The following is a 13,254-nucleotide window of genomic DNA, read 5'->3' as shown; positions in this document are numbered from 1 at the left end:
CGTCTCCGCTGCCCAAGAGTCCGCCAAATAGCGGTCAAGCGGGCTCGTGCACCGGAATACCGATGGGCGATGTGGTGCTCTGGTGTTTCCGGTGCACGAGCGCGGCGAAGGGCTGGTGGGCGTATGACGGCAGGCCAGGCGGATCCCGTGGTCAGGAGCCCGTACGGGGCCGTACGCGGCAGGTACGAGCGGGGAGTCGCGGTCTTCCGCGGTATCCCGTACGCCGCGCCCCCCTTCGGCCCCCGCCGCTTCCGCCCGCCCGTACCCCTGCCCCCCTGGGACGGCGTCCTCGACGCCGGTGCCTTCGGCCCCACCCCGCCCAAGCCGCCGTACTCCGAGGCCTTCGCGCACTACCTGTCCGACCCGGTCGTGCCGGGCGACGACTGCCTCAACCTCAACGTCTGGACCCCGCAGCCGGATCCCGGAGCCCGGCTCCCCGTCCTGGTCTGGCTGCACGGCGGCGCCCTGACCAGGGGTTCGTCCGCCGTCCCCGTCTACGACGGCCATGCCTTCGCCCGCGACGGCGTCGTGTGCGTCTCGGTCAACTACCGGCTGGGCGTCGAAGGCTACGGACTGTTCCCGGACACGCCCCCGAACCTCGGCCTGCGCGACCAGATCGCCGCCCTGACCTGGGTGCACGAGGCCATCGAGGCCTTCGGCGGCGACCCCGGCCGCATCACCCTCTTCGGCCAGTCCGCCGGGGCGATCAGCATCGGCGCCCTCATCGCCGCCCCGCAGACGCAGGGGCTGGTCCGGCGGGCAGTCCTGCAGAGCGGGCCGCCAGAGGCGTCCGAGCGGGCCAAGGTACGGCGGATGGTGCGCCGCATGGCTTCCCGGCTGAAGATCCCCGCCACCGCCGAGGCCTTCGCCGCCGTCGACCGCGACCTGCTGCTGCACACCCAGGCCGAGGTGGGCAGGCTCAGCAGCCCGGTGGTCGGCGGCCCCGCCTTCGGCATCGTCATCGACGGCGACACCGTCCCGCGCGACCCCCTTCAGGCCCTCACCGAGGGCGGCGCCGCCCCGGGCGTCGAGCTGATGACGGGCTGGACCCGCGACGAGTACCGGCTGTGGCTGGTCCCGGGCGGCCTGCTGGAGCGCGTCGACCGCCTCGGAGCCGTCGCCCTCGCGGGAGCCATGGCCCGCTGCCACTGCGGCAGCGAGGTCCCGCGCGGCTACCGCGCCCTGCACCCCGAAGCGGGCACGGCGGAGATCGTCGGCCAGCTGGTCACCGACCACCTCCTGCGCATCCCCCTGCACCACCTGGCCGACGCCCGTACGGAACCGTCGTACGTCTACGAGTTCGCCTGGCCCTCCAACCTGCCCGACCTCGGCTCCTGCCACGCGCTGGAGCTCGGCTTCGTCTTCGACACCGGGGACGTCCCGGAGGCCCGCAAACTGGCCGGAGAAGGCGCCCCGCAGGAACTGGCCGACGCCATGCACGCCGCCTGGGTCCGCTTCGCCACGGACGGCGACCCGGGCTGGGAACGCTGGGACGAGACCCACCCCGTGCGCGTCTTCGGAGACCGCGCACCGGACGCCGAGAACGGCGTGGCCTACACGGCGTACGGCCCCCGCGACCGCGAACTCGCCCTCTGGGCGACCGACGCCGCGCTCACGCCTGAGGAGTCCACACCCGCTTTGGTCCCTGTCGACGATTCACCCGCACGCGGTATGGAACTGCGGTCAGCCGTACGGCGGCTGCGACGCTCCGGCGCCCTCCGCCGACACTGACGACGCTCACGCCGGCGGCGCCCCCACCGAGTCCCGCACCACCACGTGCGTGCCCAGCAGCAGGTGCTCGTCCGGTGCGCCCGGCGTGTGTTCGAGGGCTGTGCGGACGGCGAGGCGGCCGAGTTCCTCGTAGGGGACGTGCACCGTCGTCAGGGCGGGGTGCAGGTCGCGGGCGAACGGGATGTCGTCGTAGCCGGCGAGGGAGACGTCGCCGGGGACGGTCAGGCCCGCCTCGTGCAGGGCCGTGAGGGCGCCTGCCGCGACCATGTCGGTGGCGGCCACGACGGCCGTGAAGTCCAGGTTCTCCTTGAGGGCTTGCTGCATGAGGCGGTGGCCCGCGTCCCGGGTGAAGTCGCCGTGCAGGAGTAGGGACGGGTCGGGGGTGAGGCCCCGGGCCCGGTGCGCCGCGAGATAGCCGCGCTCGCGGCCCAGGGCCGTGGTGTGGTCCGCCCTGCCGCCGAGGAACAGCACCCGGCGGTGGCCCTGGGCGAGGACGTGGGCGACCAGGGTGTAGGCGCCGCCCTCGTTGTCGTACTCGATGACCGTCACCGGGGCGCCGGGGTCCAGCGGCGGCCTGCCGCACAGGACCAGGCGCGAACCCGCCGAGGCGAGGGAGTCGGCCATGCGGTGGGTGCGTTCGCGGTACTCGGGGGTGTCGGCGGTGCCGCCGACCAGGATCACGGCGGCGGCCCGCTGGGCGCGCATCATCTCGACGAACTCCAGCTCGTGCCGGACGTCGCCCTCCGTGCTGCACACCAGGCAGAGGTGGCCTAGGCGGGTCGCCTCGCGCTCCACGCCGTGGGCCATGTGCGCGAACGACGGGCCGGTGATGTCCTCCAGCACGAACGCCAGCGTGGGCGTGCCGACGCCCGCGACCGCCTTCGCCCGCGCGTCGGCCACGTAGTCCAGCTCACGGACCGCCCGCATCACGCGCCCGCGCGTCGCCGCGCTCACCGGGTACACACCGCCGAGCACCCGGGACACCGTCGACGCCGAGACCCCCGCGCGGGCCGCCACGTCCCGGATGGTGCTGCGGCTCGCGTCCCCGCTCTTCCTCGTCATGACTGCCTCGTCTCTCCGGGCGCCGGTCCGCACCCACCCCTCGGGAACTGCGGCAACACCATGGCAACCGGTTCCCTGGACGGAGGCTAGCAGTGGGGAGGGGAGGGGGAGGAGTGGTGTGCGCGGACCGGTGTCAGGGTCGGGTGTCGAGTCATCCCTGGAAGGCGGGCCGGTGGGCAGCGGCCGGTTTGCCGGACCGGCAACAGGAGTGGCAGACCCGGGCCCCGGTGGGCGACGGTGGGTCCGTGACCGACAACATCGCAGCAGGATCGCCCGCGTCCGGAATCTCCTGGCCTGCCGACGGATACGTCGGGGACCCCGCGGTGCAAGCGGAGTGGGACAACCGGTACGCCGACCGACAACAGTTGTGGAGCGGCCGGCCCAACGGTGCGCTCGTGGCGGAGGTCGCCGGACTCACACCCGGGCGGGTACTCGATGTCGGCTGCGGCGAGGGCGCGGACGCCGTCTGGCTCGCGCGCCGCGGCTGGGAGGTGACCGCGCTCGAGGTCTCGGGCGTGGCGCTGGAGCGGGCGGCCGGACACGCGCGGGACGCCGGCCTCGCCGTTCACTGGGTACACGCCGCACTCACCGAGGCGGCGCTCCCGACCGCCTCCTTCGACCTGGTCTCCGCGCAGTACCCGGCCTTGCTGCGCACCCCCGACGCCGCGGCCGAGCGAGCGCTCCTCGCGGCCGTCGCACCCGGCGGCGTGCTGCTGGTCGTACACCACGCGGGGGTGGACACCCAGCAGGCGGACGACGGCGGCTTCGATCCGGCTGACTACGTCTGGCCCTCGATGGTCGTCGACGCACTCGACGACGACTGGGAGGTGGAGGTGAACGAACAACGGCCGCGAGTGGCACCCGACGGTGGCGCCGGCGCGCACCATACCGACGACCTGGTGCTGCGCGCGCGCCGGCTGCGCTGAGAGACCCCTCGGCCGGACGCAGTCCCTCACGCCCTACGCCGCCCCCAGCGTCCCCGCGATGTCCGAGATCGCCTCCGGGCCCACCCGGCAGCAGCCGCCGATCAGGCGGGCGCCGGACCGCTGCCAGCCCTTCACCTGGTCGGCGGTGAAGGTGGCGCGGCCGGTCCAGGCGCGGGCGTCGGCGTCCCAGGTCTCGCCGCTGTTGGGGTAGACGACGACCGGCTTGCCGGTGACCCGGGCCGCGATCGCGGCGGCGGTGTCCGCGTCCTCGGGCGCGCAGCAGTTCACGCCGACCGCGATCACCTCGTCCGCGTCGGCGGCCAGGGCGAAAGCCTCCTCCAGCGGCTGCCCGGCGCGCGTGCGGCCACCGGCGACGGAGTACGTCAGCCAGGCCGGCACCCCGAGCCCGCGCACCGCCCGCAGCAGGGCGGTGGCCTCGTCGGCGTCGGGGACCGTCTCCAGGGCGAGGACGTCGGGGCGGGCGGCGGCCAGCACCTCCAGGCGGGGGCGGTGGAAGCGCTCCAGCTCGTCGACCGTGAGGCCGTAGCGCCCCCGGTACTCGGAGCCGTCCGCGAGCATCGCCCCGTACGGGCCGGCCGAGGCCGCCACCCACAACGGGCGGGAGACGCGGGCGAGCCGGGCCGCGTCGCGTGCCGACTCGACGCTGAGCGCCATGAGTTCGGCCGCCCGGTCGTGGTCGATGTCGTGCTTGGCGAAGCCCTCGAACGTGGCCTGGTAGCTGGCCGTGATCGCCACGTCAGCGCCCGCCCGGAAGTAGGCGAGATGCGCCTCGGTGATCGCCTCCGGCTGCTGCGCGAGCAGCCGCGCCGACCACAGCTCGTCGCTCAGGTCGTGCCCGGCCGACTCGAGCTGGTTGGACATGCCGCCGTCGAGGACGACCGTCCCGGCGGCGAGGGCTTCGGCGAGGGTGAGGGTGCTGGTCATACGGACGACCGTAGTCCAGATCCGGCGGCGGACCCCAGCCGATTGTGTCCAGTACATGAACAGGTCGCCCAACATGTGGGATGGCGGGTTACGATCACGGCCCTCCCCCCTCCGCTCGTCAGGAACGCCCATGACCGTCCCCAGCCCCGCCGAGGCCACCGAACCCGTCGAGCCGGCCCCGGCGCCCCCTCCCCGCCGTACCTTCGGCCTGGCCGCCGCCACGGCCCTCGTCATGGGCAACATCATCGGCGGCGGCATCTTCGCCCTGCCCGCCACCGTCGCCCCCTACGGCACGATCAGCCTGCTCGCCTTCGTCGTGCTCTCGGCCGGCGCGGTCGCCCTCGCGCTGCTCTTCGGCAGGCTGGCGCGGCGCAGCCCGGTCACGGGCGGGCTGTACGTCTACCCGCGGGACGCGTTCGGCGAGTTCGCCGGGTTCCTGTCGGCCTGGTCGTACTGGACGATGTGCTGGGTCAGCATCGCCGCCCTGGCCGTCGCGGTCGTCGGCTACGTCGACGTCCTGATACCCCTGCACGGCAACCACGTCCTCCAGGCCGTCGTCGCCATGGCCGCTCTCTGGCTGCCCGCCGCCGCCAACTTCGCGGGCACCCGCTGGGTCGGCACGGTGCAGGTCGTCTCCACCGTCCTGAAGTTCGTACCGCTGCTCCTGCTCGCCACCATCGGCCTGTTCTTCGTCGACACGGACAACTTCGGCCCGTTCAACGCCTCCGGTCAGAGCGTCTCCGGAGCGCTGGCCGCCTCCGCCGCGCTGCTGCTGTACAGCTTCCTCGGGGTGGAGTCGGCCGCGGTGAGCGCGGGCGAGGTCCGCGACCCCGAGCGGACCGTCGCCCGGGCGAGCGTCCTCGGCACGCTGGCCTCGGCCCTGGTCTACATCCTCGGCACGGTCGCCGTCTTCGGCCTCGTCCCGCACAGCGAACTCATCGACTCCGGCGCCCCGTTCGCCGACGCCGTGAACGCCCTCACCGGCAGCTCCTGGGGCGGCACCGCCATCGCCCTGGTCGCCGTCGTCTCGATCACCGGCTGCCTCAACGGCTGGATCCTCATGGCCGCGCAGATGCCGTACGCCGCCGCGCGCGACGGTCTCTTCCCCGCGCCCTTCGCCCGGGTCGGCAAGGGCGGCGTGCCCGGCTTCGGCGTCTGGGCCTGCGCGGTCCTCGGCACGCTCCTCATCGCCCTCAACTACACGGCGGGCCCGGACACCACGTTCCGCGTCCTCGTCCTGATCACCACGTTCACCGGCTGCGTGCCGTACCTGTTGTCGGCGGCGGCCCAGCTCTACTGGCTGGCCCGCGGCACCCGCGAACGCGTCCGCCCCGCCGGCCTGGTCCGCGACCTGATCGTCGCCGTCCTCTCCTTCGGCTTCTCGTTCTGGCTGATCGCGGGCGCCGGATACGCGGCCGTCTACCAGGGCGTGCTGTTCCTGTTCGCCGGGATCCCGGTGTACGTGTGGCTGCGGGGGCGGCGGGAGGCGGCCGCCTAGTACTCCCACAGCAGGAACGAGCTGTCGTCACCGGGACGCCGGTAACCGTCCAGGTACCGACCGGTTTCCAGCGCGTCGGCGGTGCAGTGCAGCAGTGCGGGCAGGGAGGCCCACATGGGGTGGGAGGACAAGTGGGAGGCGCCCAGCTTGTCGTGCTCGTGGATGCGCTCGTGCGGCCGGGAGACGTCCAGGTGGAGCACACCGCCCGTGCCGTCGGAGGCGAAGGGGATCCACTCCGGGGCGTAGGCGGGGGGAGACCCGTCACCCCAGACCTTCGTCTTGGACCGCCAGTCGGTCACGACCTCCTCGGTGCTCAGGATCCGGTAGCAGGGCGGCAGGCAGAAGCTGCCGCTGCCGTTGTGGCCCAGCAACAGGAGCGCGTGGTCGGGGTCGAGACGCGTGCCGAGCTGTTCCTCGGCCCGGGCGATGTCCGCCGGGGTGGCCGCGGGAGCCAGCTCCCGGGCGCTCCCGCGTTCCTCGAGCCAGCGTTCCACCCGCTGCCACGACTCGCCGAGCGGAGCGGGTTCCATGTGTCCTCCTGCCGGTCTCGCAAGAACCTCACCGTAAGCTGACGGGATGCCTGAAGTCGCCGTGGCGGAAGCCGAGTTTCGCGAGATCTTCGATTCCGCGGCCCCCGGAGGGACGACCCTCGTACCTCTCACGCACAACCCGTCGAACGGCGTCACCGCGGGCGTGTGGCGCGTCACGGGCGGCGGCCGGTCGGCCGTCCTGAAGGTGCTGACGCGGACGAAGGAGACCAGCGCCACGTGGGCCGCCTCCAACGACCCCCGGCACTGGAACTTCTGGCGCCGTGAGGCGTACGTCTACCAGTCGGGGCTCGCCCAGGTCTGGCAGCGGCACGGCATCCGCGCACCCCGGCTGCTGGCCTGCGCCGAACGCCCCGACGGTGACCTGGCGTTGTGGCTGGAGGACGTGCCGGGCGAACCGGCGACGGGCTGGCCGCTCTCCCGGCACGTCGAGCACGCGCACCGGCTCGGGGCCGCGCAGGGCGCGGTGGGCGCCGGGGAGGACCGGCCGTGGCTGTCGCAGCGCTTCCTGCGCGACTACACCGCCGGCAAGACGACCGGCCAGGACTTGCTCGACGACGACGAGGCATGGCGACACCCCCTGATCCGGGAGCACTTCCCGGCGGGCCTGCGCGAGGACATGGTCCGCCTCCGCCACGACCGGGAGTGGTTCCTCACGGTCATGGAGTCCCTGCCACGCGCCTTCTGCCATCTCGACCAGTGGCCGGCCAACGTCCGCTCCGACGGCCAGGGCAGTGCCGTCCTCGACTGGGCGTTCGCGGGGGACGGGGCGCTCGGCGAGGACCTCGGCAACTACCTCCCCGACTGCGTCTTCGACCTGTTCGTCCCCGCCGCCGACCTCCCCGGCCTGGCCAAGGCGGCGTACGACGCGTACGTGCACGGCCTGCGCGAGAGCGGCTGGCGCGGCGACGAACGGTTCGTACGGCTCGGCGTGTGCGCCTCAGCCGTGAAGTACGACTGGCTCACCGCACTGATGCTCGCCCGGGCGGACGACGAGCAGCCGGCCTACGGCGGCCAGGGCACTGTCCCCGCCGGACTCCGCTACCGCGAACGCGGCCTGGCCCTCGCCTTCCTCGCCGAATGGGCGGCCGAGGCCCGGCTGCTGGCTCCCCGGCTCGGCTTCCCTCAGGCGCCGAGCGGCCGCTGACACCGGACGTCCGAGGCTCGTTGCCGGGAGAAGGGAAGGGCATGGCCCGCGTCGTCGAGTTGTCGTACTACCCAGTCAAGGGATGCGCCGGGACATCGGCGACCGAGGCACTGGTGATCCCCGCCGGGCTGGCGCACGACCGCAGCTTCATGGTCGTCAGCGAGGAGGGGGTGTACCGGACCCAGCGCCGGGATCCCCGGCTGGCCGTCATCCGGCCCGCCCTCACCGCCGATGGCGAACGCCTCACGCTCAGCGCGCCGGGGACCGAGGACCTGCACCTGCGGGTGGACACCACCGGTGCCCGGCAGAAAGTGGACCTGTTCGGGACCGCTTACCAGGGCATCGACCAGGGCGACACGGCGGCCGACTGGCTCTCGGAGGTGCTGCGCGCCCCGAGCCGGCTCGTGCGCGTACCGCCGGAACACGACCGGGTGACCGACGGCATGACACCCGGCACCTCCGGCTACGCCGACAGCTGCGCCCTGCACGTCGTCTCGCGCTCCACCCTCGGCCTCCTCAACCGGAAACTGAGCGAACGCGGCGCGAGCCCGCTGCCGATGAACCGTTTCCGCCCCAACATCGTGCTCGACGGCGGAGACGAACCCGGCGGCAGGAACGAAGGTGATGGCTGGGACGAACCGCACACCGAGGACCGCGTCCGTCACCTCCGCATCGGCGACGCCGAACTGGGCTACGCCAAGCTCGCCATCCGCTGCGCCGTCACCCTGGTCGAGCAGGAGTCCGGGGACAGGGCGGGCCCCGAACCGCTGCGCACCCTCGCCGGTTACCGGCGGGCGTCCGAGGGCGGCGTCGCCTTCGGCGCGAAGTTCGCCGTGCTGCGGCCCGGCAGGGTGGCCGTCGGCGACGACGCGGTCGTCACGTCGTGGGGCGAGTCCGAGCTGTGAGCCTCACCGCCGTGCGCGGCCCGCATGCCGGCCGCCGCCTCGGTGGCGCCGGCCGCGTCGCGCCGCCATCGGCACGGCGAGGCTGACGACGAGGGCCAGTCCGAGGGCGTACGGCCACCAGCCGAAGCCGACGTCCTCCGACGCGCCGGCGCTCCGGGGGGCCACGGCGCCGGACGCGGACGCCCCGGGCGCGGTCGGAGAGGGACGCGGGGCGGTCTTCGCGGTCAGGGCGACGTCGTTCCCGTCTCCCGCCCGGTAGTCGATGCGGTAGGTGGTGTCGCCGAGCTTCAGGCGGGCGCCTTGCCGCAGCCCCTCGAACGCTCCCGAGATCCTGCCGTCGCCCTTGTGGTCGAGGACCGTGACCTCACGAGCCGGCCGGCCCCGGCCTCCGAGGGCAGAGACGTCGAGGTCCCCGGCCAGCCGTACCGTCCCCGTCACTTTCAGCGGCTTGCCGCGCAGGACCAGGGTGCCCTTGGAGCTCTGCGTGTAGGCGCCGTTCACGGTGAGGCCGGTGGTCACGGCACCGTCGTTCGTCACCGCTCCCGCGACCGTGCCCCTGCCGGTGAGCGTGGTCGCGACGCGCAGACCCGCCGGGCCCGTGTCAAGCCGCGTCCCGGCCGCCGTGAGCCGTATGGCCCTGCTGCGGGTGAGCGTGGCGCCCTTGCGCAGGGCCAGCGTGCCCCTGGAGACGGTGGTCGTCCCGGTGTACGTGACGGCGGGACCCGTCAGGGTCGTCGTGGCGGCTCCCGACTGGGTGAGCGAGCCGCTGCCGCCGATGCGGGAGAGGGTGAGGGGCCGGTTCCTGTTGCGCAGGACGAGCGAGCCGTCGTTGACGACCTTGTAGCGGGCGCCCGCCGTGTACAGCCCGCCGTCCCCGCCCCGCTTCCCGCTGCCCAGGCGCAGCACCGCCCCCTTCTCCACCGTCGTGGAGCCGTCGTAGTACTGGACGGCCGCGAAGGTCACGTCGTTGCCGGGAGTGCCGGCGATGACGATGTCGCCGGCGCCGGGGGCCGAGAGGGTGTCGTGGAATACGCCGCCGCCGATGGGGGCGCCGAGCGTCACCGGGCCGTCGTAGTCGAAGGTGAGGCGGGAACGGGAGCGGGCGGCCAGGAGGTTGATGTAGACCGTCTCGGCGGTCCCCGGCATGAAGATCCTGTTGGTCGTGCCATCGCCCCACTGGACGTTCGCGCCCTTGATGTTGGTGCCGCGCTTGTTGACGTTCTTGCGGGCGGGCGTCCAGTTGAGGGCCGGGTCGCTGAGCGACGGGTCGCTGTCGCCGCCCCGGTCCGACCAGCTGTACTGGCCGGTGAGGATCACCTTGCCGCCGGGCCGCGACTGGACGTTGATGTCGCTGCCGTACTCGCGCTGGTAGAAGTCCATGCCCATCGTGACGGTCCGGCCGAGCGGCGTGTCGACGGTCCAGGTGCCCTGGTTGAGGACCTTGCGGACGTTCGGGAGCGAGGTCGCGTACTCCGGGCGGCCCGCGTTCAGCTGGGTACCGTTGTCGATCACCCCGGAGAAGGAGTGCGTGCCCGACACGTCCCAGGTGCCCCACAGGAACCTCGGCTGGGTGATCAGCCCGGAACCGCTGATGGTGCCCAGGTTGTACGCGCTCGTCAGCGACAGCCGCAGGGTGCCGTCGACCCGGATGTTGTCCTGGTTGAGGCGGAACGCCGGGGTGTTGTACGGGAAGTGGCCGATCAGTCCCGTCGTACCGCCGTCGCCGTACTGGAGGGTTGCCCCGCGCTCCACCGTGACCGCCGGCGGGTCCGGGTTGGCGACGGTGACGTACGGGTGGTTCCCGCCCAGCGTCCGCACCCGCTGCCGGGACTCGGGGAGCGTGAAGTCGCTGTCCTTGGTGAGGACCAGGGTCCCGCTGCCGCGCACCGTGAGCGTGCCCTCGCCGCGGAACACGCCGTCGTACGTCGTCGTCCCGGGCGGCACGGTGACGACCGTGTCGCCGCCGAGCGTCACGTCCCGGTCGGCCAGCACGTCGGCGGTGACGTCCCGTGGACCGGCGGCCACCGCCGGGGGAGCGGCGAGCAGGGAGGCGACCGCCGCGAGGACACCGGCGGCCGCTGCTGTGGTGTGGGTGAGACTGCGCACGGGAGGGGAGACGCGGGGGGCGGGCGGCCGATAACAGAAAATCGACGGTTGCCGTTCCACCGCTCAGTGCCGGGCGAACTGCACACGCGTCGGCTGTACGGCGTCCGGACGAATCGCGATGCCGTCGACGGTGAGCTGTTCGCCGTAGATGTCGGTGAGCCTCAGGGCGCCGCCGCAGCCCGTGCCGCCGGGGGAGAGGAAGTAGTTGTACTCGGTCCGGGTCAGCCGGCTCCATCCGCTGCCGGTCTTCACCTCCAGCCGGGCCAGCGGGTTGCGGTGGCCGAGCGCCTGGATGCCGCACCAGTGGCTGCTGGAGCCGGTCTTGTAGCGGATCGAGACGGTGTCGGACGTGCTGGGGCTCAGCAGGCTCCAGGTGATCGGGATCCGGCCGGCGGAGAGGCCGGCGAGTTTGGCGAAGGCCTCTTTGCTGAGGTCGAGCTGCCCGGGGGCGCAGGGCAGCGGGCATTCGTTGGTGACCCGGACCGTGACGGAGGCGCCGTTCGCCGCGCGGACGAGGATGTGCGCACCGCACGCCTTGGACGTCTCGTAGTCGGTGTGGTTCATCGCCGCGACCATGAGGTCGGGGCTCGGGCCGTACAGACAGGCGCCGTCGCCGTCCGCGGCGTCGTAGTGGGTGGCGACCCCCTTGTAGGTGACCTGGGGCTGGATACGTCCCGCCAGCGGTGCCGTGCCGGACGCGGGCCGCGGTGAGGACCGGGGGGCGCTGGTGGGCGAGGGCCGCGCCGACGGGGTGGTCGTGGTCGGCGTCGGGGATGCCTTGGACTGCTTCGGCTGCCCCTTCGCCTTCGGCTTCTGCTTCGGTGCGGGCTTCCGCGCCGGTGCCGTGGGCGTGGCACTCGACCGGTGGCCGGCGGAGGGATCGGCAGCGGACTGCACGGTGTCCGGCTCGCCGTCGGGGCGGAGCACCATCACCAGCGACAGCAGAAGTCCCACCGCCGCCACACCGACGGCGGAGACGAGGACACTGCGTCGCTTGCTCGGGCGACGGCGGTGAGAACGGGATGCCACGGGTGGGTCCTTACGTGGTTCAGGACTTCAGGAGTCCAGGAGGATGCACGCTTTCGACCTACCAGTGGCCGCCGGGGCCGGAAAGGTTGCCGGTGAGTCGTCCCGTCAGACCCGTTGACCTCCTCGTGGCGCACCCTTACCTTTTCGGCGTTCGTAATGACAGATGGTGTTCGAAATGTCAGACGATGCATCAGGTGATGTATCAGGCGACGCATCGGACAACGCCGTGTGTCCCCCAGTGAGAGGCAGGCCCCACCGCATGAGCCGCGACCGCGACCACGCTCTGCCCGAACCCCCCAGCCGCAGGCTGCTGCTGAAGGGCGCCGCAGCCGCCGGTGCCCTGGCCGCCGTCCCCGCCGTCCCGGGTGTGGCCCAGGCCGCCACCCAGGCCAGGCCCCCGAAGCCGGCTCCCTTCGTGAACCCGCTCGTCCGCAACCGGGCCGACCCGCACATCAACCGGCACAAGGACGGCTTCTACTACTTCACCGCCACCGCCCCCGAGTACGACCGCATCATCCTGCGCCGCTCCCGGACCCTGAACGGCCTGGGCACGGCCGACGAGTCCGTGATCTGGCGCGCTCACCCCACGGGCAACATGGGCGCGCACATCTGGGCGCCCGAACTGCACCGCATCGGCGGCAAGTGGTACATCTACTTCGCCTCCGCGCCCGCCGAGGACGTGTGGGCGATCCGCATATGGGTGCTGGAGAACGCCCATCCCAACCCCTTCAAGGGCACCTGGGTGGAGAAGGGCCAGGTGAAAACGGCCTGGGAAACCTTCTCCCTGGACGCCACCACCTTCACCCACCGGGGCAAGCGCTACCTCGCCTGGGCGCAGCACGAGCCCGGCCTGGACAACAACACCGGCATCTTCCTGTCCGAGATGGCGAACCCCTGGACCCTGAAGGGCCCGCAGGTGCGGCTCTCCACCCCGGAGTACGACTGGGAGTGCATCGGCTTCAAGGTCAACGAGGGCCCGTACGTCATCAAGCGCAACGGCCGCCTCTTCATGACGTACTCGGCCAGCGCCACCGACTTCAACTACTGCATGGGCCTGCTGACCGCGGACGCCGACAGTCACCTCCTGGACCCCATGAGCTGGTCCAAGTCACCGACCCCGGTCTTCACCAGCAACGACACCACCAAGCAGTACGGCCCCGGCCACAACTGCTTCACCGTCGCCGAGGACGGCCGCACCGACGTCCTCGTCTACCACGCCCGCCAGTACAAGGAGATCAACGGCGACCCGCTGAACGACCCCAACCGGCACACCCGCATCCAGAAGCTCGGCTGGAAGCCGGACGGCACCCCGGACTTCGGCATCCCGGTGGCCGACACCGTGACGGCGGGTGACTGA

11 protein-coding genes are annotated in these 13,254 nt (G+C 72.6%); 6 read left to right on the top strand and 5 right to left on the bottom strand.

Annotated features, from left to right (window positions below):
* The first annotated feature begins 123 nt into the window (after nt 1–123).
* Entirely contained in the window at nt 124–1,731 is a 1,608-nt protein-coding gene (locus MQE23_RS10385) for a carboxylesterase family protein (RefSeq protein ID WP_243378959.1), read from the top strand.
* Between the two features lie 6 nt (nt 1,732–1,737).
* Here MQE23_RS10385 and MQE23_RS10380 read toward each other — a convergent pair whose 3' ends face one another.
* Nucleotides 1,738–2,793, bottom strand: a complete 1,056-nt coding sequence (locus MQE23_RS10380) for a LacI family DNA-binding transcriptional regulator (protein ID WP_020271031.1) — start codon at nt 2,791–2,793, stop codon at nt 1,738–1,740.
* A gap of 245 nt (nt 2,794–3,038) precedes the next feature.
* On the opposite strand from MQE23_RS10380, the gene MQE23_RS10375 reads away from it, so the two are divergent.
* The gene (locus MQE23_RS10375; protein ID WP_243378958.1) at nt 3,039–3,719 is read left to right on the top strand and encodes a class I SAM-dependent methyltransferase; all 681 of its coding nucleotides are present in this window, start codon (nt 3,039–3,041) and stop codon (nt 3,717–3,719) included.
* Between the two features lie 33 nt (nt 3,720–3,752).
* On the opposite strand, the gene mmuM is transcribed toward MQE23_RS10375, so the two are convergent.
* Complete coding sequence (gene mmuM, locus MQE23_RS10370; protein WP_243378956.1) at nt 3,753–4,664, bottom strand: homocysteine S-methyltransferase; 912 nt, start codon at nt 4,662–4,664, stop codon at nt 3,753–3,755.
* 130 nt (nt 4,665–4,794) lie between these two features.
* Here mmuM and MQE23_RS10365 point away from each other — a divergent pair, with 130 nt between their 5' ends.
* Complete coding sequence (locus MQE23_RS10365; protein ID WP_020271035.1) at nt 4,795–6,162, top strand: amino acid permease; 1,368 nt, start codon at nt 4,795–4,797, stop codon at nt 6,160–6,162.
* Here the strand turns inward: MQE23_RS10365 and MQE23_RS10360 are convergent.
* Nucleotides 6,159–6,692, bottom strand: a complete 534-nt coding sequence (locus MQE23_RS10360) for an SMI1/KNR4 family protein (RefSeq protein ID WP_243378955.1) — start codon at nt 6,690–6,692, stop codon at nt 6,159–6,161. The genes MQE23_RS10365 and MQE23_RS10360 overlap by 4 nt on opposite strands.
* Nucleotides 6,693–6,738: 46 nt before the next feature.
* Here MQE23_RS10360 and MQE23_RS10355 point away from each other — a divergent pair, with 46 nt between their 5' ends.
* Entirely contained in the window at nt 6,739–7,857 is a 1,119-nt protein-coding gene (locus MQE23_RS10355; RefSeq protein WP_243378954.1) for an aminoglycoside phosphotransferase family protein, read from the top strand.
* Nucleotides 7,858–7,898: 41 nt separating this feature from the next.
* Complete coding sequence (locus tag MQE23_RS10350; protein WP_243378953.1) at nt 7,899–8,762, top strand: MOSC N-terminal beta barrel domain-containing protein; 864 nt, start codon at nt 7,899–7,901, stop codon at nt 8,760–8,762.
* Between the two features lie 3 nt (nt 8,763–8,765).
* Here MQE23_RS10350 and MQE23_RS10345 read toward each other — a convergent pair whose 3' ends face one another.
* Both MQE23_RS10345 and MQE23_RS10340 read right to left on the bottom strand, forming a co-directional pair.
* Nucleotides 8,766–10,868, bottom strand: coding sequence for an autotransporter-associated beta strand repeat-containing protein (locus MQE23_RS10345; RefSeq protein WP_243378951.1), 2,103 nt, complete (start codon nt 10,866–10,868; stop codon nt 8,766–8,768).
* A 63-nt stretch (nt 10,869–10,931) separates the two neighbouring features.
* Complete coding sequence (locus MQE23_RS10340) at nt 10,932–11,897, bottom strand: expansin EXLX1 family cellulose-binding protein (protein ID WP_243378950.1); 966 nt, start codon at nt 11,895–11,897, stop codon at nt 10,932–10,934.
* 259 nt (nt 11,898–12,156) lie between these two features.
* Here MQE23_RS10340 and MQE23_RS10335 point away from each other — a divergent pair, with 259 nt between their 5' ends.
* On the top strand, nt 12,157–13,254 hold the full coding sequence (locus tag MQE23_RS10335; protein WP_243378949.1) for a glycoside hydrolase family 43 protein: 1,098 nt from the start codon (nt 12,157–12,159) through the stop codon (nt 13,252–13,254).

Origin of the sequence: Streptomyces sp. HP-A2021 (assembly GCF_022807935.1) — a bacterium.
Taxonomy (GTDB): domain Bacteria; phylum Actinomycetota; class Actinomycetes; order Streptomycetales; family Streptomycetaceae; genus Streptomyces; species Streptomyces afghaniensis.
This window is presented reverse-complemented; position numbering and strand designations above follow the sequence as displayed.

What these genes read in the sequence shown, in the direction of transcription:
- MQE23_RS10385 (WP_243378959.1), top strand. Translation starts at nt 124, where the DNA reads ATGACGGCAGGCCAGGCGGATCCCGTGGTCAGGAGCCCGTACGGGGCC.
- MQE23_RS10380 (WP_020271031.1), bottom strand. Translation starts at nt 2,793, where the DNA reads ATGACGAGGAAGAGCGGGGACGCGAGCCGCAGCACCATCCGGGACGTG.
- mmuM (WP_243378956.1), bottom strand. Translation starts at nt 4,664, where the DNA reads ATGACCAGCACCCTCACCCTCGCCGAAGCCCTCGCCGCCGGGACGGTC.
- MQE23_RS10365 (WP_020271035.1), top strand. Translation starts at nt 4,795, where the DNA reads ATGACCGTCCCCAGCCCCGCCGAGGCCACCGAACCCGTCGAGCCGGCC.
- MQE23_RS10360 (WP_243378955.1), bottom strand. Translation starts at nt 6,692, where the DNA reads ATGGAACCCGCTCCGCTCGGCGAGTCGTGGCAGCGGGTGGAACGCTGG.
- MQE23_RS10355 (WP_243378954.1), top strand. Translation starts at nt 6,739, where the DNA reads ATGCCTGAAGTCGCCGTGGCGGAAGCCGAGTTTCGCGAGATCTTCGAT.
- MQE23_RS10350 (WP_243378953.1), top strand. Translation starts at nt 7,899, where the DNA reads ATGGCCCGCGTCGTCGAGTTGTCGTACTACCCAGTCAAGGGATGCGCC.
- MQE23_RS10335 (WP_243378949.1), top strand. Translation starts at nt 12,157, where the DNA reads ATGAGCCGCGACCGCGACCACGCTCTGCCCGAACCCCCCAGCCGCAGG.